Raw genomic sequence first — 25,488 nt, 5'->3', positions numbered from 1 at the left:
GAAAAAACCACGAAGCAGAGGGCTAGTGTCGAATGACGCTATCTCTCTGCTTTTTTAATTTCAGGAAAAGAGGAATAAAAATGAGTTTACTTAAAGTTGAAAATTTATCACATAGTTTTATAGATAAAGTATTATACGAAAATGCTTCTTTTGATTTGCATAAAGGGGAACATATGGGGATTGTTGGACAGAATGGTGCAGGAAAAAGTACGTTAATGAAAATATTGGTGGGGGAAATTATTTCTGATAAGGGGAGCATTAAGTGGCAACCTAATATTCAAATCGGACATCTTGATCAATACGCAGAAATTGATGAGAGTTATACCATTTCAAAATATTTAAAGAGAGCCTTTAATGATTTGTATGAAATGGAAGATAGAATGAACAAGTTATATGAAGAAAGTGCGATGACTGGAGATGAAAATCAACTATTAAAAGCGGCAGAAATGCAAGGACTGCTCGAGGCTCGTGATTTTTATTCAGTAGACAGCTTCATAAATAAGGTGGCAGCCGGTTTAGGTATTGATGCGATTGGGATGAATCGTGTTATTGGTGAATTAAGCGGAGGACAACGTGCAAAGGTAATTTTAGCAAAGCTTTTATTAGAAGAGCCTAATATTTTATTACTAGATGAACCGACAAACTTTCTTGATAAAGAGCATGTTGAATGGCTTGCTAATTATTTGATGAATTTTGAAGGGGCGTTTATTGTCGTGTCACATGATTTTGAGTTTCTAGAAAAAGTGACTTCTTGCATATGTGATGTAGAGTTTGGAACGGTGAAGAAGTATTACGGCAAATACTCAGATTTTGTAAGACAAAAGGAGCATTTGCGAAAAGATTATATTCGCCAATATTATGCACAGCAAAAGAAAATTGAAAAAACGGAAGAGTATATTCGTAGAAATATTGCTGGAGTGAATTCAAAAATAGCACAAGGACGTAGAAAGCAATTGCAACGTATGGAAAGAATTGCGCCGCCAAGTTTTACTCATAAGCCGTCTATTCATTTTCAGGAACTTCCCATTTCAGTTCAGACAGTTCTTGAAGTAAAGAACCTTGAAGTTGGCTACGATTTCGCGCTCTTACCAAAGTTGAATTTTTCAGTAATGGGTGGGCAAAAACTTGTTATTACAGGTTTCAATGGAGTAGGGAAATCTACTTTATTAAAAACAATCGTTGGGAATATTGTTAGTATTTCTGGAGAATTTCAATTTTCAGAGCAAATAAAGATTGGATATTATGAGCAAGATTTAAATTGGAGCAATGATTCTTTAACGCCGCTTCAAATTATTTCAGAACAGTTTCCTAAACTGAATATGAAGGAAATACGCCATCATTTAGCTGCGTGTGGAGTGAAGGATACGCACGTTTCGCAAGAAATTCGTACGTTAAGTGGTGGTGAACAATCGAAGGTGAAACTGTGTGGATTATTACTATCACCTTGTAACTTCTTAATTTTAGATGAGCCGACAAATCATTTAGATGCAGAAGCGAAGGAAGCTTTGCAAAAGGCATTAATACAGTTTAAGGGGAGCATTATACTTGTATCTCACGAAGCAAGTTTTTATCTTGATTGGGCAGATAGTATTTTTAATATAGAGAAGGGATTAGTTAAGGGGGTGTGAAGCATATGAGTGAAAATAATTGGAAAACGAAAATTATATTATTTTTGACTGCTCAAACTATTTCGTTGTTCGGTTCATCTCTCGTGCAGTACGCAATTATATGGTATATCACCCTTACAACATCGTCAGGGGTAATGTTGACCATTTCAACCGTTTGTGGTTTCTTACCACAAATTGCGATTTCTTTATTTGCGGGTGTTTGGATTGATCGTTACGACCGTAAAAAGATGATTATGTTATCGGATGGGGTTATAGCAATTGCTACATTAGTTTTAGCAATTTTATTTTTAACAGGATATAAAAGTATTTGGTTACTTTTTATAGTGCTACTCATTCGTTCTGCTGGGACAGGGGTACAAACGCCAGCTGTGAATGCGTTAATCCCACAAATCGTTTCAAAAGATTTTCTTATGAAAGTAAATGGGATCAATAGCAGTATTACATCTTTAATTATGTTTCTTTCTCCAGCAGCAAGTGCTGCAATTCTTTCCATTGCTAGCATTGAAGCGACATTTTTTATTGATGTTATGACAGCTATGATCGGAATTAGTATTATGTTTATCATCCAAGTAGAAGGACATGTGAATGTAGGGAGTAAGCAAAAATCTAATCTGCAAGGTATAAAAGAAGGTTTTGTTTATTTAAAAGAAAATGTATTTATTAAAAGGCTACTTGTTTTATTAATCATTGTCATGATCTTAATAAGTCCAGCTGCCTTTTTAACACCTTTAATGGTAACTCGTTCTTTCGGTGCAGAAATGTGGAGACTTACTGCTAGCGAGATGACTTTTAGTGCGGGGGCAGCAGCTGGTGGCGTATTAATTGCGGCGTGGGGTGGCTTTCGTAATCGTATGCATACAACAGCGCTAGCTTGTGCGTTATATGGACTGCTTATGATTGGATTAGGGATTGCACCAATATTTATTATGTATTTACTATTTAATTTTTTAATTGGTATAACAATGCCGTGCTTCAATACACCAGTTACCGTGTTATTACAGGAAAAAGTAGAACCTTCTATGCATGGGCGGATGTTTAGTGTTGTACAAATCGCTAATTCATGCGCGCTTCCTTTAGGAATGATAATATTTGGCCCATTGGCTGATATGTTTAGTGTAGAAATTTTGTTAATTTGTGCTGGAATATTTGTGCTGTTGTGTGCGATTTATGTTGTAGTAAGTAAGAGATTTGAAGTGTAAATATTGATGTTTGAAAAGGTTTGTGAGGCAATTTCAGATACTTCGCAAACCTTTTTGTTTATAACAGTCAATAATTATTTATTGTAAAACAATAAATAATTATTGACTGTTAATGTTGTTTTGGGTAATATGATGTTAACAATCTAAGGGTAATTATATGAATAGAGGAGAATGTGAAATGAAAAATACATACGTAGTAGCTATTTCTTTCATGATTTTAGCGATTATTTCTTTAACGATACATGCTTCAAACAGTAAAGTAGGAGCGAATGGGTTCCTTGAAGAACCTTTCTTTTTCTTAGTACCGATAAGTTATGTATTGTTCCTTAGTGGTATTGGTGTATTACTATTTGGATTTATTACTTCAAAGCTGAAAAAAAATAATAGATAAAATGAGGTTTAATTAGTGAGGGATCCATTAATCGGAATGAAACACTCCTCATGAAATAGAAACATACGATATGGAAGAAAAATAATAAGTGAGTTGAATAATGATGAATCATTATTTTTATAGTGGTAGACAAGTGGGGGCAGCTATTACGCTTGCCGGGGCACAGGGAACCATTCATGCTGTGAATCAAGTGATTCAAATGCAGCAACAAGCATATTTGGCACAAATGATGCAAGGACAGTATATGCCATACTCACAATTTCCGATGCAAAGTGTGAATTATGATGTGTATCCAGCTAGTTTCTTTTCCATTCCATATGGTGGGACTTATTTCTTATGAAAGAAAGCGACTGATAAGAGTCGCTTTCTTTTTTATATTCCGCCTAGCTGCATTCCAAGGAATGCGAAGAGGATACCAACTATGTAAGTAGCGCTTAAATATAAAAGGAATGTGCTAAAGCTTTTACGATTGAGAAGCTGAACAGATTCTAGTTTAAACGTCGAGAATGTCGTGAAGGCACCCATAAATCCAGTACCTAATAATAATTGCCAACCTGTAGTGACTCCGTTGCCAATTATATATCCGAGTAAAAACGCTCCTGTTATATTAATGAGAAATGTAGCAATTGGAAAGGAAGTTTTATTTCTTTTTTTAAACCAATTGCTAATTGCAAATCGCGTAATTGCACCGAAAAATCCTCCTGTTGCGACTAATAAAGCTTCTATCATAAGTGATCACCTTCCGTAAGATGTTTCTTAAGTAAGAAATTACCTAGTGTATAGCCAAGTCCAGACATAATGAGGCCACCAAGTATGCTGCATGATACATATAAGAAGGCTATGCTCCACTCGGAATGATTGATCAATTGAATAGTTTCTACACTAAATGTTGAAAACGTCGTAAAAGAACCAATGAATCCTGTCCCGATGCCTGTGATTACATCTGAAGATAAGATGTTGAGCTTAGCGATATACGTAGTCAGCCACGCTAATAAGAAGCAGCCGACTAAGTTAATCAGTAATGTAGCTAGTGGAAATGTATAATGCCAAGATTCATGAATCGTAAGACCTAAATAATAACGAGAAAGGGCCCCTAATATACCGGAAATGCCGACGATAATATAAATCAATTTTCTCACCTCTTTAAATAGCTTGCTCAAAAAAATAGACTCCTACCAGTAGTTATACTGGTAGGAGTCATTAGCTAAGCAGCGTTTATGGCGAACTCCATCGCCTATGATTATTACATATAGTGTACTAAACATTGCGCTTGATTTCCAGTGAAGGAGTTAGGGGATTTTGTATTTTTGATAATGTAAGAGCAAGAGTTATTGTTTATAAACTAAATATAGTGATATAAGGTTTTTGATATGATAAAATATTTGTTATGTCTGTCATTCGGTTTTAGTTAACTGAAAATAAGGAAAATTAAGTTGTGTGTTTTAGAAAAGGGGCGTTTATTTGAAGAAATTGTTAAAAATAGTACTTATATGTATTTTAGTAGGATTGGGAGTTGTAGGTGGTTTTTTAGGGTATATGACACTTACTAAAGAACAGCCTGCGGATAGTGTAAGTTTGAAGGTGGAAAATAATAAAGAGCGCGTATTAGCGACAGGAAATGAATTTAAAGTTACAACATTTAATATTGGATATGCTGGATTAGATAAGGAGCAAGATTTCTTTATGGATGGGGGAAAGGGATCTGGTTCAAGTAGTAAAGAGCAAACGGAAGTTAACCTAAAGAATATGCTTTCGTTTTTACAAAATGAGAATAGTGATTTTGCGCTACTACAAGAAGTTGATATAAAATCACTTCGATCATTTGATGTGAATGAACATGAATTTTTGAAAAAAGGATTACCTGATTATGTTTCGTCATTTGGCAAGAACTACGATACGAAATGGGTTCCAGTGCCAATAACAAATCCAATGGGATATGCGGAGGCTGGGTTAAGTACGTTTTCTAAATACACTGTTCAAGAAGCGAAGAGATTCCAGCTTCCTGGAATGGAGCCTTGGCCGAAGCGTTTATTTGATTTAGATCGGGCGATTGTTGAACATACAATCCCTGTTAATAATGGAAAGCATGTTAGACTCGTAAACTTACATTTGTCTGCGTACGATGAAGGCGGGAAAATTAGAAAACAGCAAGTAGAGTTTTTAAAAGAATATATGAACAAGCATTATAAAAATGGTGATTACGTAATAATGGGCGGAGATTGGAATCAATTAGTTTCTGATGTTCAATTAAGTGATCCAAAGTTTGTGAAGGAGCGTCCTGAGTGGCTAGTAGAGTTACCGAAGGACTTTACTGATGGTGGCTTTAAATGGGCGGTAGATCCTTCTGTTATGACGGTGAGAGACGATGTGAAGAAATATGTAGAAGGTGAAAACTTCGTCACGATTATTGATGGCTTTATCGTTTCACCGAATGTTGAGATTGTAAATGTGCAAGGAAAAGATTTAAAGTTTGAAAATAGTGATCATAACCCAGTGAGTGCGGTATTTAAGCTGAAGTAATTAAGTGCAGAAGGTGGGACTATATATGGAATGGTTAAAGAAAACTTGTTTTTCTAACCTTGAGAAAGAATCACAGAAAAATCATTTATTGCTGTTTATTACGATTTGTAGTTTCTTCCTTGGAATCATCGCAATTGGGTATTACGGATATATTTTTACAGAGAGAGCAATCGTGTTTTGGGTTTGTGGCATTTCTGTCGTTGTATTTGGAACACTTCTTACTTTTATAAAAAGCATGGAAACGATGTATAAATATATCATGACATTTATGTTGCTTATGATGTCTTTCATTATGGTACAAGCTTTTAATGAAAGCCCAGCTGTATTTCAAATGGTCTATTTTACACTAGCCGTTTCACTTATTTATTTAAGTGAACGTCTCGTTGTAATTCTAGGCGGAGTGGCAGTTGTAATCACATTTATTCTTTGTAGTTATTGGCCAGAGCAATTTTTTGCTTATACAGCTGCATCTGAAGCTGCAAACTTCGCAAGCTTGTTAGCAATCGTAACAATCGCTATGTGGGGCGTCACGAAAATTGGTTCTAACTTGCTAGCTCGTTTAAGTGATGAGAAGCAAGAAGTAATGAGAAAAGCTCAGGAATTAGAAGAAACGCAAAGACTTATTGAGGAAACGGTTGTAAAACTAGATCGTAATTTCAATTATTTAAGACAAAATATGAATACATCGATGGAGTCAATGAGTGAAATTAATTTCGCTTTTGAAGAGGTAGCAGTTGGTACGCAATCACAATCAGAGATGATGCATCGTTCGGTAGAAGTATTGAATGATATGGAGGGAAATATTGAACAAATCATTTCTCAAGTAAGAAATGCATCGATTCGTATTGATGAAAGCTTAGAAATTTCAAAGGGTAGTGTACATACTTTAAGAAACTTTGAAGCAAATATGAAAAGTTTAAATGATGTTGTTTCACAATCAGGAGTTATATTTAGAGATTTAATGATGCAGTCGAAGCAAATTAATGAGATTGTAGATGTAATAACGAATATTTCAAGTCAGACGAGTTTACTAGCTTTAAATGCAAATATTGAAGCCGCAAGAGCAGGTGAGCATGGAAAAGGATTTGCGATTGTAGCGAATGAAGTATTAAAGCTTGCTGAGGAATCGAATCGTTCTGCGGGAAGAATTCAAGGGATTTTGAAGGAGTTTAGTAATCAAGCAAGTAAGGTAGAACTACGGGTAGAGAAATCAGAAAGAGTACAAGAAGAATGTAATGAAATGCTAGTAAGTGTTTTAACAAATGTAACGGATTTAGGGAAGTTTATTGATGAAATTAATGATGTAATGAGAGGAATCGTTGGTCATCAAGAAAGTTTCCAAGTTAAAACGACGAATATCGTAAAGGATGTTACACATGCTTCCAATGTAATCCAGCAAACTTCTGCGGCTACAGAAGAAGTGTTAGCAAGTGTGGAAGAAGAAAAACATCGAAATGATACATCTGTGAAGACATTACATACTGTTAGCGAGCAAGTGAAATTGTTAGAAGATATTTTAGAAAAGTAATATCACTTAAAAAGGGCACAACGTTTGTGCCCTTTTTTCATTTAAACGAAGACTTGCTCGGATTTTAATTGCTTTTCTGCTCGTTTTCTGCCAAGCTTAAGAAGATGAAATTCAGCTAATAGCGGAATTAAAATACTTCAAAGAAAGAATTAAATAGGTGACGTATATGATCGAAGTTAAGACTTCTGAACTTAGTGATGGAGAATTTAATAGAGGTGTATTTGCAACTCGTGATATTAAAAAAGGTGAGTTGATACACGCAGCGCCAGTTATCTCTTATCCGAATGAACAGCATGAACACATTGAGAAAACATTACTTGCTGACTACGCATTTGAGTATGGGATTAATCATACGGCAATCCTTTTAGGATACGGCATGTTATTCAATCATTCATATACACCGAATGCGACGTATGATATTGTCTTTGAGAATCATACATTTAACTTCTATGCTTATAAAGATATAAAAGCGGGAGAAGAAATCTTAATCAATTATAATGGTGAAGTGGATAACGATGAGCTGTTATGGTTTGATAAGGAAAAAGAAGAGAACGAAAAGTAATATAAAGAGTTTGGAAAGAGCACATTCTGTGGGATGTGCTCTTTTTTATGGCGTGTCCAGTCAGCTGGTGGAGAAATCCTACGATTGAGCCCTGTGATAAAGTAATTTTTCTGTTTATAGAAATGGGAGAGTATTTAGGAGTATACAGAGCCAAGAAATACACTATATTTACAACTAAATGATATGGTGAAAGGCTTAAATCTAACCTTACAACGATTTAAAAATTACTATATCCCATCTCCAATGGGGTAAAGGTGGATTGGTAAAATTGATTGGTATGTCTTAGAATGGTTTGCACTAACATCTCCCTAAAGATACAGCATTGTATCTTTAGGGAGATGCTTTATTAGCTTTATAGTATAGAGGAAGAGATTTTTAGTTAATTTATTTTTAATCTTATTAAGTTATTATTTTATACAAATTAATAATAACAAATTCGGACTTTTATTTTCAGTCTTGTTAGAAAATTTTGTTTATTTTATTCTTTAATAGTGAGAAATAATAGGAAATGTAAATTTTAGCTATTTCTCATTATTATAAGATTTGAGAGGAGAACGGTAGATGAGAATTATAGCTGGGATACTTTCTTTCGTGTTAATGTTTAGTTTTGCATTGCCATCATTTGTTGATGCAACTGTTGAATTAAATGATGATACGATTGTCGAAGAATATGTTCCTGAAGAAGATGGTGGCATTGATTTATCTAATGTCGATGTTTCTAACTTCGATTTTGAAAAATTTGAGAATGAATATGATTTTTTAGTAACTGATCCTGTATTTTTACAATTAGAAGGAGAACTAAGTAAACCAAGAGTTGAATATGTTATTGAAAAAAATCCTCTTACAGGTGAATTAATAGTTAAACAAGAAATATTACCAGCTCTTGTTATCGGAGCATTAAGGGTTTTAACTTCAAAAGTAGGCAGAACAGCTGCCGATAAAGGTTGGAAGATAGCAAGACCATATGTACAAAAAGCATTAAACGCACCAAGTAAATATATCCTTGAAGGACCATCTGGAACAAAAATTATTCAAGTAAGATCTAAAGCTACGAAACAAGTTATATTTAGGTTAGATTATGGCCCGGTATATCATAAAGGACCATATTTACATTATCATGTTCCACCAAATTTAAATGATCATCATATTATTTGGTAAAGAGGAGGTTATTTCACATTATGTGTAACTATGAAACACACCAGCATATGCATATAGGCTATTATGAAGATGGTTATGATTTAGAAGTCACTGCATATAAAAAAATAAACAAACCTATTTGGGATGTATTTATTGAAGAGTATGAAGCGGGTTTTTTATATGAATTTGCTAGCAAACATAAATTAGGTGAATATTTTACTGGATGCGGTTTAAAAATATTTACAATAGATGACAAAGATGCTACTGAAGAACAATCTAGATTAATTTTTGAAAAGTGGTTAAAAACTAATAACATTGTTTAAAAATTGGTTTATCTTTATTCCACTAATCAAAAAGGTAGAAAAGTATACTTTTCTACCTTTTTGTAGTTTATATACAAACCTTACCAAAACTTCTAACACGGCTTTTTCTTCTCTTTCACAACTGCCACTTCATCTTAAAATTCCTTCGTTAAATCCTTTGATTCCTGTATCTCACTTAGTATCTTCATGAGAGTCTTATCTCCCGCTTTCAATCGATTTTCTTATATGTCATAAACAAAGTAAAAATTACAAAAAAATACCACTTTATTTTCGTATGGTATAGTAAGATACTGAAGGATAGTGTTTTGAAAAAGTAATATATTTTACAAATTGTTGTCTTTCTGATGACATGTCAAGTTTAGTAGCCCATTTGGGTTGCTTTATTATGCAATATATATTTTAATATGAGTGGCACCTCTTATAAATTAAGAGGTTAATAGGTGTCTCGAATTGATTTTGGGTACACTGTATCCACCACTTTAGGTTTGTTCATGTATGTGGGGATATTATGGGCCCGTATAACGGGATAAAAAGAATATAGAAATAGAGGAATCGTAAAATGAATATGCAAGAGGTTTATGAATATTTAAGTACGGTATTGCCTGAAGGTCATGTGAAACAAGATGAAATGTTAAAGAATCATACGCATATTAAAGTTGGTGGAAAAGCAGATGTGTTCGTTGCGCCAACAAATTATGATGAAATTCAAAAAGTTATTAAATATGCTAACAAATATAATATTCCAGTTACGTTTTTAGGGAACGGTTCGAATGTCATTATTAAAGACGGTGGAATTCGCGGGATTACAGTAAGTTTAATTCATATTACAGGTGTTACTGTAACAGGAACGACAATTGTAGCACAGTGCGGTGCAGCAATTATTGACGTATCACGTATTGCGTTAGACCATAACTTAACGGGTCTTGAGTTCGCTTGTGGTATTCCAGGTTCAGTTGGCGGAGCATTATATATGAATGCAGGTGCATACGGCGGTGAAATTTCGTATGTATTAACAGAAGCTGTCGTAATGACAGGTGATGGAGAGCTACGTACTTTGACGAAAGAAGCATTTGAATTTGGATATCGTAAGAGTGTATTTGCGAACAACCATTACATTATTCTTGAAGCGAGATTTGAACTTGAAGAAGGTGTATATGAAGAAATTAAAGCAAAAATGGATGATTTAACGTTTAAACGTGAGTCAAAACAACCTCTAGAATATCCTTCATGTGGTAGCGTATTTAAACGCCCACCAAATAACTTTGCTGGTAAATTGATTCAAGAATCAGGATTACAAGGTAAGCGAATTGGCGGAGTGGAAGTTTCTCTAAAACATGCTGGATTTATGGTGAATGTTGATAACGGAACAGCACAAGATTACATCGATTTAATTCACTTCGTACAAAAAACAGTTGAAGAGAAATTTGGCGTGAAGTTAGAGCGCGAAGTAAGGATTATTGGAGAAGATAAAGAATAATATATACGTATGAAACTGCGAATTATTTTAAAATAATATTTGGGTATTGTTGACAATTCGTTTGCAATTCAATATAATGGCTAATAATTTAACAAATAACATACGTTGAAAGAGCCCAGTAGCAGTTTGTCACTGTTAACGAGAGAGCTAGGGGATGCTGGAACCTAGCACAAACAAATTTGCGAATTACACTCTGGAGTATCTTAGGTAATGCTAAGCGGATTGGCAATCGATATTATTGCTAAGAGTGGTATGAGTAGCTATGCTATTTATACAAACTGGGTGGTAACACGGTGAATCATCGTCCCTATGTCATAGACATAGGGATTTTTTGTTTTTAAAAATAAAGGGGATGACAAAAGATGAACATTATTGATGAATTAGAATGGCGCGGCGCCATTAATCAACAGACTGACGAAGAAGGTTTACGTAAGCTAGTAGAAGAGAAAAAGATTTCGCTATACTGCGGAGTTGATCCAACTGGCGATAGTATGCATATCGGACATTTGATTCCGTTTATGATGATGAAAAGATTTCAATTAGCTGGTCATCATCCAGTTATTTTAATTGGCGGAGCAACAGGAACAATTGGTGATCCAAGTGGACGTCAATCAGAACGCCAACTTCAAACGTTAGAAGTAGTGCAGCATAATGTAGATGCGTTAACAGCTCAAATGAAAAAGCTATTTGATTTTGGCGGAAATAGCGAAGTAAAGATGGTAAATAACTACGACTGGACACATGAAATAAATATTATTGAGTTTTTACGTGATTACGGGAAAAACTTTAGCATTAATAGTATGTTAGCAAAGGATATCGTAGCAAGTCGTTTAGATACAGGAATTTCTTTCACAGAATTTACGTACCAAATCTTACAAGCGATGGACTTCCATCATTTATACACGAAAGAGGATGTTCAACTGCAAATTGGCGGTAGTGATCAATGGGGAAATATTACGAGTGGTTTAGATTTAATTCGTAAGTTAGAAGGGCACGAAGCAAAAGTATTTGGATTGACGATTCCGTTATTATTGAAATCAGATGGTACGAAGTTTGGTAAATCAGCAGGTGGTGCAGTTTGGCTTGATCCTGAAAAAACAACACCATTTGAATTTTACCAGTTCTGGGTGAATACAGATGACCGCGATGTAGTTAAATACTTGAAATACTTTACATTCTTAACGAAAGAGCGCATCGATGAATTGGCAGTGAAGGTAGAAACAGAGCCTCATAAACGTGAAGCGCAAAAAGTATTAGCGGAAGAAATGACGAAATTTGTTCATGGAGAAGAAGCATTGCTGCAAGCTGTGAAAATTACAGGAGCGTTATTTAGCGGAGATATTAAATCGTTAACAGCTGATGAAATTGAGCAAGGCTTTAAAGAAATGCCAACATTCCAGTCTTCAAAAGAGACGAAAAACATCGTAGAATGGCTAGTTGATTTAGGAATTGAACCATCTAGACGACAAGCACGTGAAGATATTAATAATGGAGCTATCTCTATGAATGGCGAAAAAGTAACGGATGTAGGTACGGATGTTACGGTAGAGAATTCATTTGATGGACGATTTATTATTATTCGTAAAGGGAAGAAGAACTACAGCCTTGTGAAGTTAGGATAATGAAGAAGGTTTAAAAATTATATCGGCGATTTTTTGAATATATCGACCGTAACTCGAAACATATCGGCGATTTTCGAAATATATCAGCGATTTCTCCGATATATCGATTTACCGACAAAAAGCGACAATAAGAGCTGTTCCGAACGGGACAGCTTTCATTATAAAAAGTCAGTATATTTAGATAAATTTAAAGGGTATATAATTTTTTTGCCGAATAAATAAGTTAGAGAAAATTATGGATAAAAATAGCCCGAACCATGCAGTGCATGATTCGGGCTTATATTCAGATTAGTAAGCTAAGCTGAATAGACCTTTAATGTGTGATAAGTAACGAACGTTACTTGCTTCTTTCATTAATGATGCTGGTAAGCCTTTAAGTGGAGTATTGCTTGCTCCGATTGTAGCAACCGCATCTTTACGTCCTAGACTAGCAAGTGTTCCAGAATTTACAGGTGCGAACTCTTCGAATGCTTTGCCTTCTAGTGCTGCGTATAAGTTGTATCCAATTAACTCACCCATTTGCCAAGCGATTTGTGCAGTTGGTGGGTATGGACGTCCGTCTGGAGCGAAGACAACAGCGCTGTCTCCAGCAACGAATACGTTTTTGTGAGAAGTAGATTGTAGGTATGCATCAACTGTTGCACGACCACGGTTTACTTCAAGACCTGATTCACCGATTAGTGGGTTACCTTGAACGCCGCCCGTCCAAACGAATGTGTTAGCAACAAGTTTTTGACCGTCTTTTAAGTCAATTTCATTGCCAGCAACGTTTGTTACAGGAAGACCAGTTAAGAATGTAACGCCGCGTGCTTCTAGGCTAGTAGTTGCACGTTCGATTAAGTGGTCTGGTAATACTGGAAGGATTTTTGGACCTGCTTCAACAAGAAGAAGTTTCACTTCTTTTGGATTTACGCCGTGGCTTTTTGCAAGTTTAGGCATAATGTCAGCAAGCTCACCAACTAGCTCAACGCCAGTTAATCCGCCACCACCGATTACGATTGTAGCATCAGCTTCGTTTTTCGTTTTCGCGTATTCACGAATACGGTCTTCAACGTGTTTGTAGATTTTGTTTGCATCAGCAGCAGATTTTAATACCATGCTGTTTTCTTCTAGTCCTGGAATACCGAAGTAAGCAGTTTTACTTCCTAAAGCAACTACAAGTGCATCGTAAGATAAAGTAGTGCCGCCAGCTAATTTGATTTCTTTGCTATCAACTGAGAATGACTCAACTGTTGCGATTTTTAGATCGATATCTTTACCTTTGAAAAGCTTTGTAAGTGGCATTGCAACTGCTTGCTCAGACACGTTACCAGCTGCAAGGCGGTGTAGTTCAGTGATAATTTGGTGTGTTGGGTATTGGTTAATCACTGTAACTTGTGCTTCTGATTTGCTGTAATATTTACGTACGTTTAAAGCGGCAAGAAGACCGCCATAACCAGCGCCTAAGATGACAATTTGTTTTGACATAGTATGATATCCCCCGTCTTTACTAATTGTTGTTATAAGTTAACTTATTTATTGTTACGTTCTGCACTAATTTGAAGATATGCGTTCACAAAGCGGAACATTTTTTGTGCTTGTGGATCTTTTAGTAATTTTAAAAGACCGAATAGGCCGATAACTTCGTTGCTTTCGTCAGCACGATCTTTCGCTTCGATTGCAGTTGCAGCCATGCTTTTCACTGTATCTTTTACAGGTTCTACAAGCTCTGTGATTGCACCAACAGTGTCGCTTTTTAATACTTCATCAGTAGCAACAGTTTGAGCGAAGTCATAAGACTTAGTTAAAATGTTAACAAGCTCAGTTAATTTTGGAAGCTGTTCTACTAGTGTTGTTAATGATTCTTGTACCTCAGGTTTTAACAACTGATCAAGTACATCAAGTTGTCCTTGGCTAGCAGAAATTTGTACAGTTTCTTGTTCTGGCTTTGTTTGAGTCATAGTTTCTGGCATCTCCAATTCTCCTTTACGATAGCAATACTCTTATTTTTGATAAGTAAGATAGTAAACGGTTACGAAACTTTATACAAAGTTTCACAAAACACAATAAAATGCCTTTAAATTTATGACAGCAAGTAAGCTGCAAACATAAATCTAAAACCATAACGTCTTACTTATTATTTATGAACTGTCCGATATATGGCTTGTCCGCATAATGGAAAAGCTCCGTTACCGGAAAGTGTATATAATATATATCCTATATTATATACTATATACACCTATGTTAACATAAAAATGATTCCTAATTATTTCATATCGAGCGTATAACGTAGTACTGACAAGGTATGAAAGCGTATAAAATATTTTGTTTCAGTTAGAAATGTACATATATAATAAGAAAAAAAGGAAAAAATGAACAAATTCATGTTCGTTTTTTCCTTTTTCCTATTATTCACCTTCCGCAATTAGCATCGATGTCTTACCTTCTTTTTCAAGATGGCATTCGCCCCAAGAACAAAGAGAATCAAGAATGGATTCTAAAGACCAACCGTAATCAGTAAGAGAATATTCTACTTTTGGTGGGACTTGGTTGTATACTTTTCTTTGAATAACGCCGTCGTCTTCTAATTCACGTAATTGTTGTGTTAACATTTTTTGTGTAATACCAGGCATTGAGCGTTTTAATTCACTCGTTCTCTTTGTACCTTTCGTTAAGTGACAAAGGATAACAACTTTCCATTTGCCGCCGATAACTTCTAAAGTTGCCTCTACAGGAATATTGTATTGCTTCATATGAAACCCTCCCATTGTGAGTAAAATAAGTTAAATCATACAAATGTTACTTTTTAGTACCTATAGCACTTTAAAGTACGTACTTTTTATCATGTTAAATATGTTTCATAATAGCACATGTAAGAGGCAAATGAGTAGTACGGTACTGAAAAGTGACTATGTTACTTTTTGGTGCCTATCGTACTTTAAAGTGCGTTCTTCAAAAAAAGAATGAAACCATTCATAATAGCATTTGTAGAGATTAAATATTTTTTTTTGAAGATAAAAGGGCCTTTTTATCGCACTATTATGATTGGATTTCTTGTAATAAGGAGGAATTCAATTGAGTTCATATACAGTACCATCTTCGGAAGTTCAGACGAATCGAAGAAGTATGTTTGCTTTATTAGCACTAGCAATTAGTGCGTTCGGGATTGGTACGACCGAGTTTATTAGTGTCGGTTTATTACCATCTATTTCAGAGGATTTACATGTTTCTGTTACAACAGCTGGTTTAACTGTTTCTCTATATGCATTAGGTGCAGCAGTAGGAGCTCCTGTTTTAACAGCGCTAACGGCTAGTATGTCGAGAAAGACATTATTAATGTGGATTATGGTTATTTTCATTATTGGTAATGGGATCGCGGCAGTAGCAACAAGTTTCACTATATTAATTATCGCAAGGATTGTATCTGCGTTTGCACATGGTGTGTTTATGTCGATAGGATCTACAATTGCGGCCGCAATCGTCCCAGAGAATAAACGTGCTAGCGCCATTGCGATTATGTTTACTGGATTAACAGTTGCGACTATTACAGGTGTACCAATTGGAACGTTTATCGGTCAACAATTTGGCTGGAGAGCGTCATTTATGGCGATTGTCGTAATTGGAATTATTGCTTTTATCGCAAACAGTATACTCGTCCCATCTAATTTAAAAAATGGTGTACCTGTATCGTTTCGTGATCAATTCAAATTAATTAAAAATGGAAGACTGTTACTTGTTTTCATTATTACTGCACTTGGATACGGCGGTACATTCGTAACATTTACGTATTTATCACCCCTATTACAAGAAGTAACAGGATTTGAAGCGAGTACAGTTACGATCATTTTATTAGTGTATGGCATTGCAATTGCGATAGGGAATATGGTCGGCGGAAAATTATCGAATCATAATCCGATTCGAGCGCTATTTTACATGTTCTTGATTCAAGCGATTATACTATTTGTTTTAACATTTACAGCGCCATTTAAAGTAGCTGGATTAATCACAATTATTTTCATGGGACTATTCGCATTTATGAATGTTCCGGGGCTACAAGTATATGTAGTTATATTGGCAGAGCGCTTTGTTCCGAGTGCGGTGGATGTTGCTTCAGCAATTAATATTGCCGCATTTAACGGAGGGATCGCTTTAGGTTCTTATATAGGTGGCCTTGTAACGAATTCTTTAGGATTAATCCATACTGCTTGGGTAGGTGGCCTTATGGTAGTAGCCGCTGTGATTTTAACAGCGTGGAGCATGACATTAGAAAAAAGAGATCAAGTAAAATAAAAGGAGAGAAAATAAAATGAAAAACTTACAAAGTAAAGCAGTATTAAATAACGGTGTAGAAATGCCTTGGTTCGGTTTAGGTGTATTTAAAGTAGAAGAAGGACCAGAACTTGTAGAAGCTGTAAAATCAGCGATTAAAGCAGGATACCGCAGCATCGATACAGCTGCAATTTACGGAAATGAAAAAGCTGTAGGTGAAGGAATCCGTGCAGGTATCGAAGCAACTGGTATTTCAAGAGAAGATTTATTCATCACTTCAAAAGTATGGAACGCAGATCAAGGATATGAAGAAACAATTGCTGCATATGAAGAGAGCTTAAAAAAATTAGAACTAGATTATTTAGATCTGTATCTTGTTCACTGGCCTGTAGAAGGAAAATATAAAGATACATGGAGAGCGTTAGAAACACTTTATAAAGAAAAGCGCGTACGTGCAATTGGTGTAAGTAACTTCCAAGTACATCACTTACAAGATGTAATGAAAGATGCAGAAATCAAGCCAATGATTAACCAAGTAGAATACCACCCTCGTTTAACACAAAAAGAAGTACAAGCTTTCTGTAAAGAACAAGGTATTCAAATGGAAGCATGGTCACCATTAATGCAAGGTCAATTATTAGATAACGAAACATTACAAGAGATTGCTGAGAAACACGGTAAAACAACAGCGCAAGTTATTTTACGTTGGGATCTTCAAAATGGAGTAATTACAATTCCAAAATCAACGAAAGAACACCGCATTATTGCAAACGCTGATGTATTTAACTTTGAATTAACGAAAGAAGATATGGAAAAAATCGATGCGTTAAATCAAAATCACCGCGTTGGTCCAGATCCTGATAACTTCGATTTCTAAGATTAAGGTAAGAAAAAAGAGTGCGTAAAAGCGCTCTTTTTTTGTGCATAAAAACAGTTTCTAAATAAATACTACTTAGTATTAAGTTTGTTATTAAGGGGCTGTAAACATGAATATAAAGCAATCGTTCAAACTTTTAGCTATGTTTTTAAGTGTTTTATTTGTGTTATTCCCACTTCAAAAAGCATTCGCAGAAGTGATGGACCATACAAAGTATCAAATGGATTGGAGTTATAGTAAGTCCAAGAAGAAACCAATCCGAACAGAGCTTATTAAAACGGCAGATGGCAAAATTGCTTTTTGCTTAAATGTAGATTTGAAATCTCCAAGCGGTCAAGATTTACCGGAAATGGGGAAAGTGGATATTAACGTATACCGTGTATTATTAAATGGATATCCACAAAAGAGTCCACAAGAATTAGGTGTTTCTGATTGGAGAGAAGCACATTATGCAACGCAGCTTGCAGTATGGAATGCGTTAAAGCAAATCGATATTAATGATTTAGATTTCCGCAATAAAAATGTAGAAAAGGTAACGAAAGATATCGTTGCAAAAGCAAGTGCTAGTGATGAGTTACAAGAAATTACGATGAGTGTAACTCCTACAGAAGAACAAGAAGCAGTATTAAAAAATGATTTCTTTGAAACAGGCTTATATACAGTAGACACAAATGCAAAAAGCGGAACGTACAAAGTGCAAGCAACAGGTGCACCAACGGGAGCCAAATTTGTAAATGAAAAAGGCGAAGCAAAAACAGAATTTAATGTAGGAGAAAAGTTCCGCATTTTAGTTCCGAAACAAACACCAGCTGGTGGATTTAGCTTTAAAGTAATAGGAAAATTAACGAAACTACAAGGCATTGCGCATAAAGGCACACCGACAATTCAAAATGCAGTCGTATTACTTGAGCGCAGTGAAGAAGAAACAAGTCCGGAGTTATCAGTGAGCTGGAAAAAAGGAAATGGTCATGATAATAATAAACCACATACTCCAAACGAACCGCATAAACCGAATCAATATAAAAGATAAGGATGAAAGCATTGGTGTTAACCAATGCTTTTTATATATGAAATTTTAAATTATATTAAGATAATTATTAACTAAATAAAACACTGTGTTTGTACTTTAAAAGCTATTTGGAAATAACAAAATATAATAAAATCCAAACGTTAAGATTAACAGATTAAATTCACAAAATTGTAACATTATTCTAATTGAAAAGTCTATCAAACAAAGTGTAAAGCGTGTACAATTCAGTTGGAAAAACTACCTATAGATGGTCAAATATAAAGAAAATGTAAGGTTTTATTACTATTTTTATTTTTAGATGTATAGATGACAATACTAAAGTGTATCTTTTACTATTCTCTTTTTATGTACAAAGAGAACTCATCACAAATAGAGAGAAGTGAGGAGGGCATATTACATAAAAATTTTACAAATGTAAGAAAGCGAATACATGGAGGGAAATGCGGTAGTAATAGATACAGGTGCGCGAGGTGTTCGTCTATTTATTAAATGTTTTTATAAAAATAATAGGATTTTTCATTAAATAAATATATAGGATGGTTTTTCTAAATAAAGGAACAGGGGACACAGATTATGTCGAAGAAGAAAAAGAGTAGGGTATTGGTAGCAGGTATATGTATATCTACATTATTATCACCAGTAGCTTTCGAAGCATCAAAAGGATATGCGGCGCCTTTGGAAGAGAATAAGGGTGGGAATTTAGAAGAGGTTCAAGAGAATAAGTTTGAGCAAAGGGTATTTCAGTTGCCGGGGAAAGGTAGCGTAGAAGAAGAAAATAATCGTTTAAGAGTTACTTGGAAACTTTCCGCTAATGAACCGACTGGAATTTATGCAGAGCCAAATGAAGAGATTACAATTGACATAAAAGGAACGCAGTCTATCCAAGCTTTTATTGGAACGAGATCTTATGATGAAAAGGACCCAGAGGAGTTTGATTTAAAACCAGGAAAAAATGTTATTTCATCTTCAAGAGGCGGTATTTTATATTTTTATAATATGAATAACGAAGGAGAAGTAACAGCTTCCGTTACAAATGGTGGTAGTCACTTTCCTTTATTTATTTTAGGTAAGCATACGAAAAAAGATTGGGATGAAATGTTAAAAAAATATAAGGATCCTTATGCAGTTGAATTAAAAGGTGAGAGAAGCTTAATTACTACTACTTACGATTCTGTGCAGAAATATATGAAGAATACGGATCCAACAGATTTAATGAAATTGCATGATAAGATTATCCGTTTAGAAAACGCAGTGGCAGGATTATCTGAGGACAGTGTTGGGGTTGCAAAATCTCCAACTCATTATGTTCAGTTTGTTGAAAAACGGAAGCCTGCTAAAGGGGACTTTATGTTTGCGAAACATTATCATACAGGATATATTCCAACTGCAATGAATAGAGTTTTAGATATAGAGGTACTTGAGAAGGATGGATGGGGACCGTGGCATGAAGTTGGTCATTTACATCAGCAAGAACCGTGGAAGTGGTCTAAAGTAAGGGAAGTAACAGTAAATATTTACTCATTAGCTGTTCAAAAGGCGTTAGGGAATCAATTAGAAATGGATGAGCACTATAAAAACTCATTTGAGTATTTAGAGAAGCCTAAAGCAGAAAGATTCATTGATGACATTAATCCTCTTACAATGTTTTGGCAATTAAATGTAGTGTATGGAGAACATTTTTATCCTAGGTTACATCAAGCTTATCGTTTGTTACCTCAGAGTGAAATGCCTCATTCTGATGAAGAGAAAAAGCAGCTATTTATTTATATGACATCAAAAGTGGCAGGGCAAAATTTAATTCCTTTCTTTGAGGAGTGGGGATTAACACCAAATGATGATATTAGAGAGAAAATAGAAAAATCAAAGTTACCTAAATTAGAAAAGGAAATCTGGAAAGCTACAGATAGTAATGATATTCGTGAGAAGCAAGTTGAACTGTATAAGGTTCCATATGGTGAACCTGCTAATGAAGTACAAAATCTTTTAGTTGGTACAGATTCTGACGAGAATGAAGCAAGTAAGCTTGTTCGAAATTTAGGTGAGAATGTAAAAGTAACAGGAAAGATTGTATGGCCTAAATTAGAGAATGGGAAACAGGAAGTGTTGGTAGAAATTGGGGATGAGAAAGGAAATAAAAATTCAATTCCTGTCCAAGTTAACGGATTTTATGATGACAGTATAGTTTTTCAAGGACTTTCAGATGATGTAATGTCGACAGTGACACTTCACCACAATAAGAAGAAATTAAATGTAAACTTTACTAATAATGAAATACATTACCGTTTTGAAAAAGAAGAATATATGGGCTTAACGCTATATGATCGAAATGGGATTGAAAAGAAACGTGTATCAGCAGAAGGACAAGAAACGGGAAAAAGATTTGCGATGGAACTAAATGAATTGGATTTTGAATATGGTGATGTAATAAAAGTATTCCACGCAGAACCAAGCCGTTTGAAGTGGTTTAAAAATAACGAACTTGTAGATCAAGGAAAAGTTAAAAATAAAAAAGAGAAATTATTCCAAATAACTGAGCAAGGGTTCGAATTAAAAGATAGTTTACAAGAAGTGACGGCGAAACTGCAAAAAGTAGTAGTCGGAATGGATGTAGACAAACTAGATCCGAAAGAATTCGTACAAGTAAAAGATGGAGAAGTGGTTGGTTTTGTAGAAAAACCAAATACATCAAAAATTGGAGAACAAAAAGTAAAAATAGAGACGAAGGATGCTTTTGGAAATAAGAAGATAACAGAAGTGCCGCTTGAAGTAATTTATGGAGATAGTTTAGTATTTCATGCTAATGATAATGCAATACGTTCGGTTGTAACATTGCAACATGATAAAAAGGAACTGCACGCAACGTTTACAGGTAATCCTGTTCATTATCGTTATGTAAATGAAGAGTATATGGGGATTACGCTATATGATCAAAATGGGAACACAAAAAAGCGTGTAACAGCGGAAGGGCAAGAAACTTCAAAGAAATTTGCGGAGCAAGTGAGTGGAATGCAGTTTGAATATGGTGATGTAGTAAAAGTATTCCATGCAGAACCGGACCGCTTGAAATGGTATCAAAATAATAGCCTTGCTGGCCAAGGTAAGGCGAAAGTAGAAAAAGAATTATTCTTCAAGGTAACTGAAAAAGGCTTTGAAAGAATGGAAACTTTACAAGAGGTAAAAGCAGTACCACAGAAGGTAGTAATCGGAACAGATGTAGAGAAAATAAATGCAAAAAACTTTGTTGAAGTAAAAGATGGAGAAGTAGTTGGATTTGTAGAAAAACCAAATACAACAAAAATCGGTGAACAAAAAGTAAAAGTAGAAACGAAAGATCGATTTGGAAATAAGAAAGTGACAGAAGTTCCTCTAACAGTAACATATGGAGATAGCCTACTTGTATATGGACTGAGCTATAGAGATGGTGACTTGAAATCAATTGTAACTTTGCATCATGATACGAAAAAACTGAGTGCGACAGATACAAAGAACCTAATTCATGATTACTTTAAAGATGAAAAGTATTTTGAATTCACATTGTACGATAAAGAAGGAAGAGTGAAGAAAAATATAGCAGTAAAAGGTTTAGAGAATACGCAAGAATTTGCTAAGGAAGTAAATGGAATTGCATTTGAGTATGGAGATGTAGTGAAAGTATATCATGCGGAATCTTCTCGTTTACATTGGTATCAAAAAGATGTATATGTGGGCGAAGGAAAAAGTAAAGAGATAAAGGAATTAGTCTTCAAAATAACTGAAAATGGATTTGAAAGATTAGACGGTGAGCAAACAGTAAAAGCAAATCCGCAGCAAGTAGTAATCGGAACAAATAGCGAAACGCTAGACGCGAAGAACTTTGTTGAAGTACAGGGTGGAGAAGTAGTAGGTTTTGTAGGGGAAATAGATACGACAAAAATTGGTCAGCAAAAAGTGAAAGTAGAAACGAAAGATCGATTTGGAAATAAGAAGGTGACGGAAGTTCCTGTAGAAGTGACATATGGGGATAGTCTAGTCTATCAAGGTGTGTCCGATGTTACACGTTCAATTGTTACGTTAAACCACGCTGAAAAGAAATTACATGCAACATTTACAAATGAGGAGATTCATTATCGCTTTGTAAATGAGCAGTATATAGGCCTTACGATTTATGATCAAAATGGAAATAAGAAAAAGCATGTAACGGCAGAAGGACAAGAGACTTCAAAGAATTTTGCTGGGCAAGTAAATGGAACGGCATTTGAGTATGGAGATGTGCTGAAAGTATACCATGCGGAACCGAGTCGTTTGAATTGGTACAAAAAGAATGAGTTAGTTAAAAAAGAGGATGCGATGAAGGGGCAAGAAATATCCTTTAAGATTACTCAAAATGGATTAGAGCAAGTGCAATAATAAGAAAAAGCTCGTAAAACACTATGTTTTACGAGCTTTTTTTATTATTCAGCTTCAGAAACAACTGTGAAGCGTTCGTTTACGTGTTTTGGATTTTCGATTTCATCAAGTGCTGCTACTGCGAAGTCTTCGTAACTTACGTAGCTATCACCTTTTGCGTTCACAAGGAGGTTGTCTTTACCAGCTTGGTAAGAACCAGTGCGTTTTCCTAATGCGAATAGTGCAGAAGGGCTGATGAATGTCCAAGTAATATCGTTAGTTTGTTGCAGAATTTCTAAGTTTTTACCTTGGTTTTGAGCTGTTGCAAGGTATTCTTTTGGGAAACCTGGCGTATCAAATACACGTGTTGTTTTCTCTTCGTCTACAAATAAGCTTCCAGCGCCGCCAACTACAAGTAATTTTGTATTTGGTGCACCTTTCATAGCTTCAATAAGTACGTTTCCTGCATCTACGTGAAGGTGTTCTTCGCCTGCTGGAGCACCGAATGCATTTACAACTACATCGAATGCTTGTAGGTCGTTAGATGTAAGAGAGAATACATCTTTCTCTAAAACTTTTACATTTTCTTCTGTAATTTTTGCAGCGTTTCTTACGATTGCAGTTACTTCATGTCCGCGATCCAATGCTTCTTTTAAAATACGACTTCCTGCTTTACCAGTTGCTCCGATAATTCCGATTTTCATGATAAATCCCTCCAAAGTGTGTTTTGTTAAAGTGTATATCTGAAAGTAAATGAATTTGTTGTAATTAGGTTTGTTACAACCTGTTGTAATCATTATAGTTACAGGTTAGTGTTTTTGTCAATAGGGTTGTTTGTGAATTATTTTTTGTTTTAGTATGCACAGTTAGAGGGAGGGTAGTCATAAAGATATTTTTACTGCGAGCCTGGCTAATATTTGGAAATTGCAAATTGTCGAAAAATGTTGATTTTTGAATGTTTTTTAAATATAATTCGTTTTATGGAGAAAAGGAGGGGTTAATTGTATGAATATTTTAGAGCAATTTATTTCATCAACAAATACAATTCTTTGGTCATATATTCTTATTGCAATGTTAATTGGTTTAGGTCTTTATTTTTCTATTAAATTGAAATTCGTACAAATCACTCATTTAGGGGAAATGGTTCGATTAATGAGTGATGGATTAACTGGAAAGACGCGTAAAAAAGGTAGTGTATCTTCTTTCCAAGCGTTTTGTATGAGTTCAGCAGGTCGTATTGGTATCGGTAACTTAGCTGGTGTAGCATTAGCTATATCTATGGGAGGACCTGGTGCAGTATTTTGGATGTGGGTGATTGCGATTATCGGAGCGTCTTCAAGTTTTGTAGAAAGTACGCTTGCCCAAATTTATAAAGTGAAAGATGGCAGTGGCTTCCGTGGTGGTCCTGCTTATTATATGGAAAAAGGTTTAAATAAACGTTGGATGGGAATTTGGTTCTCTATCCTTATTACAATTAGTTACGGTTTAATTTTTAACTCAGTACAAGCAAATACAGTTACATTAGCATTTAAAAATGCTTTTGGTATTGAGCGTTATATTGTTGGGGTTGTATTAGCTGCATTAGTTGCGGTTATTATTTTTGGTGGTGTAAAAAGTATTGCACGTATGTCGGAAATGATTGTTCCGCCAATGGCGCTTATTTATATTGCGGTAGCTATTTTCGTTGTCATTAAAAACTTCTATTTAATACCAGATGTGTTTACAGAAATCTTTAAAGGTGCATTCGGTTTAGATTCAGCTGTAGGTGGCGGTATCGGTGCTGCGATGAAATATGGTATTCAGCGCGGATTATTTGCGAACGAAGCAGGTATGGGTAGTGCTCCGAATGCGGCAGCAACAGCTGATGTAACGCATCCGGCAAAGCAAGGTTTTATTCAAACAATTGGCGTATTAGTAGATACATTCTTAGTATGTACATCAACAGCGTTTATCGTACTATGTTCTGGTGCATATAAAGCAACGAATTTAGAAGGTATTGAACTAACACAAAATGCATTAAGTTCACAAATTGGCCCATGGGCAAGTAGCTTCTTAGCGATTATTATTTTCTTATTTGCGTTTAGTTCACTTTTAGGAAACTACTATTATGGTGAAACGAATATTGAATTCATTAAACAAAGTAAAACTTGGTTAACAATTTACCGTATTGCGGTAGTGGGAATGGTATTATTCGGTTCTGTTGCGACGCTTCAAGTTGTATGGAATATGGCAGACTTATTTATGGGTCTAATGGTAATCACAAATTTAATTGCGATTACACTTCTTGGCCGATTTGCGTATGCGGCATTGGCAGACTATGTAAGGCAAAAGAAACAAGGAAAAGATCCAGTCTTCCGTGCAGATTCTATTCCTGGTTTAACGAATACAGAGTGTTGGGATAAGTCAGCGGTAACGGATAAAGAAAAAGCAGTGTAAATGAAAAGGCGAGCATCGAGTTGAATTCGATGCTCGCCTTTTTTTGTTGTAGTAAAGGATGAAAAGGGTGAGAGGTAATTATTAATATAATTTTTGTTTGTTCATTTCTCATATTATTTGTAGGGAACGTACTGTCTTAAAGGTA

The 25,488-nt window shown here is 35.2% G+C and carries 23 protein-coding genes, 1 riboswitch and 1 other annotated feature; of the genes, 16 read left to right on the top strand and 7 right to left on the bottom strand.

Features of this window, described 5'->3' with window-relative positions:
- Positions 1–80: 80 nt before the first annotated feature.
- From EGX95_RS24245 to EGX95_RS24230, 4 genes are all read left to right on the top strand, one after another.
- A complete protein-coding gene (locus tag EGX95_RS24245) occupies positions 81–1,628 on the top strand; it encodes an ABC-F family ATP-binding cassette domain-containing protein (protein WP_000054842.1) in 1,548 nt (515 codons plus the stop codon).
- Between the two features lie 5 nt (positions 1,629–1,633).
- Complete coding sequence (locus EGX95_RS24240) at positions 1,634–2,827, top strand: MFS transporter (RefSeq protein ID WP_001293762.1); 1,194 nt, start codon at positions 1,634–1,636, stop codon at positions 2,825–2,827.
- A gap of 157 nt (positions 2,828–2,984) precedes the next feature.
- Complete coding sequence (locus tag EGX95_RS24235) at positions 2,985–3,218, top strand: DUF3955 domain-containing protein (protein ID WP_002028818.1); 234 nt, start codon at positions 2,985–2,987, stop codon at positions 3,216–3,218.
- A 100-nt stretch (positions 3,219–3,318) separates the two neighbouring features.
- Positions 3,319–3,558, top strand: coding sequence for a DUF3947 family protein (locus EGX95_RS24230; protein WP_000980970.1), 240 nt, complete (start codon positions 3,319–3,321; stop codon positions 3,556–3,558).
- Positions 3,559–3,590: 32 nt separating this feature from the next.
- On the opposite strand, the gene crcB (EGX95_RS24225) is transcribed toward EGX95_RS24230, so the two are convergent.
- Together crcB (EGX95_RS24225) and crcB (EGX95_RS24220) are read right to left on the bottom strand one after the other, a co-directional pair.
- Positions 3,591–3,947 carry a fluoride efflux transporter CrcB gene (crcB, locus tag EGX95_RS24225; RefSeq protein WP_000568597.1) on the bottom strand — a complete coding sequence of 119 codons (357 nt, stop codon included), beginning with the start codon at positions 3,945–3,947 and terminating at the stop codon, positions 3,591–3,593.
- Complete coding sequence (gene crcB / locus EGX95_RS24220; protein ID WP_000639342.1) at positions 3,944–4,348, bottom strand: fluoride efflux transporter CrcB; 405 nt, start codon at positions 4,346–4,348, stop codon at positions 3,944–3,946. Before crcB (EGX95_RS24220) ends, crcB (EGX95_RS24225) begins: the two co-directional genes overlap by 4 nt.
- 54 nt (positions 4,349–4,402) lie before the next feature.
- A riboswitch (Fluoride riboswitch) is annotated at positions 4,403–4,462 on the bottom strand.
- Positions 4,463–4,679: 217 nt separating this feature from the next.
- Between crcB (EGX95_RS24220) and EGX95_RS24215 the strand changes: the two genes are divergently transcribed.
- From EGX95_RS24215 to EGX95_RS24195, 5 genes are all read left to right on the top strand, one after another.
- Entirely contained in the window at positions 4,680–5,738 is a 1,059-nt protein-coding gene (locus EGX95_RS24215; RefSeq protein WP_000734841.1) for an endonuclease/exonuclease/phosphatase family protein, read from the top strand.
- A gap of 25 nt (positions 5,739–5,763) precedes the next feature.
- A complete protein-coding gene (locus EGX95_RS24210; protein ID WP_123805761.1) occupies positions 5,764–7,266 on the top strand; it encodes a DUF4077 domain-containing protein in 1,503 nt (500 codons plus the stop codon).
- A gap of 166 nt (positions 7,267–7,432) precedes the next feature.
- Positions 7,433–7,828, top strand: coding sequence for an SET domain-containing protein (locus EGX95_RS24205; RefSeq protein ID WP_000573649.1), 396 nt, complete (start codon positions 7,433–7,435; stop codon positions 7,826–7,828).
- A 561-nt stretch (positions 7,829–8,389) separates the two neighbouring features.
- Entirely contained in the window at positions 8,390–8,986 is a 597-nt protein-coding gene (locus EGX95_RS24200) for a hypothetical protein (RefSeq protein ID WP_001219915.1), read from the top strand.
- A gap of 20 nt (positions 8,987–9,006) precedes the next feature.
- Positions 9,007–9,288: a DUF3986 family protein gene (locus EGX95_RS24195; RefSeq protein ID WP_000336245.1), complete on the top strand. Its 282-nt coding sequence runs from the start codon at positions 9,007–9,009 to the stop codon at positions 9,286–9,288.
- A 134-nt stretch (positions 9,289–9,422) separates the two neighbouring features.
- On the opposite strand, the gene EGX95_RS24190 is transcribed toward EGX95_RS24195, so the two are convergent.
- The gene (locus EGX95_RS24190; RefSeq protein WP_113712207.1) at positions 9,423–9,500 is read right to left on the bottom strand and encodes a DUF3967 domain-containing protein; all 78 of its coding nucleotides are present in this window, start codon (positions 9,498–9,500) and stop codon (positions 9,423–9,425) included.
- Between the two features lie 347 nt (positions 9,501–9,847).
- Here EGX95_RS24190 and murB point away from each other — a divergent pair, with 347 nt between their 5' ends.
- Both murB and tyrS read left to right on the top strand, forming a co-directional pair.
- Complete coding sequence (murB, locus tag EGX95_RS24185; RefSeq protein WP_001057094.1) at positions 9,848–10,765, top strand: UDP-N-acetylmuramate dehydrogenase; 918 nt, start codon at positions 9,848–9,850, stop codon at positions 10,763–10,765.
- 96 nt (positions 10,766–10,861) lie between these two features.
- Positions 10,862–11,077: a binding site (T-box leader), on the top strand.
- A 50-nt stretch (positions 11,078–11,127) separates the two neighbouring features.
- The gene (tyrS, locus tag EGX95_RS24180; RefSeq protein ID WP_001021078.1) at positions 11,128–12,387 is read left to right on the top strand and encodes a tyrosine--tRNA ligase; all 1,260 of its coding nucleotides are present in this window, start codon (positions 11,128–11,130) and stop codon (positions 12,385–12,387) included.
- 288 nt (positions 12,388–12,675) lie between these two features.
- On the opposite strand, the gene EGX95_RS24175 is transcribed toward tyrS, so the two are convergent.
- The 3 genes from EGX95_RS24175 to EGX95_RS24165 all read right to left on the bottom strand — a co-directional run bounded on the left by EGX95_RS24175 (position 12,676) and on the right by EGX95_RS24165 (position 15,119).
- Positions 12,676–13,854, bottom strand: a complete 1,179-nt coding sequence (locus EGX95_RS24175) for an NAD(P)/FAD-dependent oxidoreductase (protein ID WP_000043204.1) — start codon at positions 13,852–13,854, stop codon at positions 12,676–12,678.
- A gap of 44 nt (positions 13,855–13,898) precedes the next feature.
- The gene (locus EGX95_RS24170) at positions 13,899–14,339 is read right to left on the bottom strand and encodes a DUF1641 domain-containing protein (RefSeq protein ID WP_001115309.1); all 441 of its coding nucleotides are present in this window, start codon (positions 14,337–14,339) and stop codon (positions 13,899–13,901) included.
- A gap of 435 nt (positions 14,340–14,774) precedes the next feature.
- Positions 14,775–15,119, bottom strand: coding sequence for a winged helix-turn-helix transcriptional regulator (locus EGX95_RS24165; RefSeq protein ID WP_000816344.1), 345 nt, complete (start codon positions 15,117–15,119; stop codon positions 14,775–14,777).
- 373 nt (positions 15,120–15,492) lie between these two features.
- On the opposite strand from EGX95_RS24165, the gene EGX95_RS24160 reads away from it, so the two are divergent.
- From EGX95_RS24160 to EGX95_RS24145, 4 genes are all read left to right on the top strand, one after another.
- The gene (locus tag EGX95_RS24160) at positions 15,493–16,656 is read left to right on the top strand and encodes an MFS transporter (protein WP_002028815.1); all 1,164 of its coding nucleotides are present in this window, start codon (positions 15,493–15,495) and stop codon (positions 16,654–16,656) included.
- A 16-nt stretch (positions 16,657–16,672) separates the two neighbouring features.
- The gene (locus EGX95_RS24155) at positions 16,673–17,512 is read left to right on the top strand and encodes an aldo/keto reductase (RefSeq protein ID WP_000793537.1); all 840 of its coding nucleotides are present in this window, start codon (positions 16,673–16,675) and stop codon (positions 17,510–17,512) included.
- 109 nt (positions 17,513–17,621) lie between these two features.
- Positions 17,622–18,542, top strand: coding sequence for a thioester domain-containing protein (locus tag EGX95_RS24150; protein ID WP_001022538.1), 921 nt, complete (start codon positions 17,622–17,624; stop codon positions 18,540–18,542).
- Between the two features lie 573 nt (positions 18,543–19,115).
- On the top strand, positions 19,116–22,928 hold the full coding sequence (locus tag EGX95_RS24145; protein ID WP_000038262.1) for a putative mucin/carbohydrate-binding domain-containing protein: 3,813 nt from the start codon (positions 19,116–19,118) through the stop codon (positions 22,926–22,928).
- Between the two features lie 44 nt (positions 22,929–22,972).
- On the opposite strand, the gene EGX95_RS24140 is transcribed toward EGX95_RS24145, so the two are convergent.
- The gene (locus EGX95_RS24140; protein WP_000689891.1) at positions 22,973–23,611 is read right to left on the bottom strand and encodes an NAD(P)-dependent oxidoreductase; all 639 of its coding nucleotides are present in this window, start codon (positions 23,609–23,611) and stop codon (positions 22,973–22,975) included.
- Between the two features lie 301 nt (positions 23,612–23,912).
- Here EGX95_RS24140 and EGX95_RS24135 point away from each other — a divergent pair, with 301 nt between their 5' ends.
- A complete protein-coding gene (locus tag EGX95_RS24135; RefSeq protein ID WP_063246721.1) occupies positions 23,913–25,343 on the top strand; it encodes an alanine/glycine:cation symporter family protein in 1,431 nt (476 codons plus the stop codon).
- The last annotated feature ends 145 nt before the right edge of the window (positions 25,344–25,488 follow it).

Source organism: Bacillus sp. FDAARGOS_527, assembly GCF_003812125.1.
Lineage (GTDB): Bacteria > Bacillota > Bacilli > Bacillales > Bacillaceae_G > Bacillus_A > Bacillus_A paranthracis.
The sequence above is the reverse complement of the archived record's forward strand: the minus strand, read 5'-3'. Positions and strand labels throughout refer to the sequence as shown.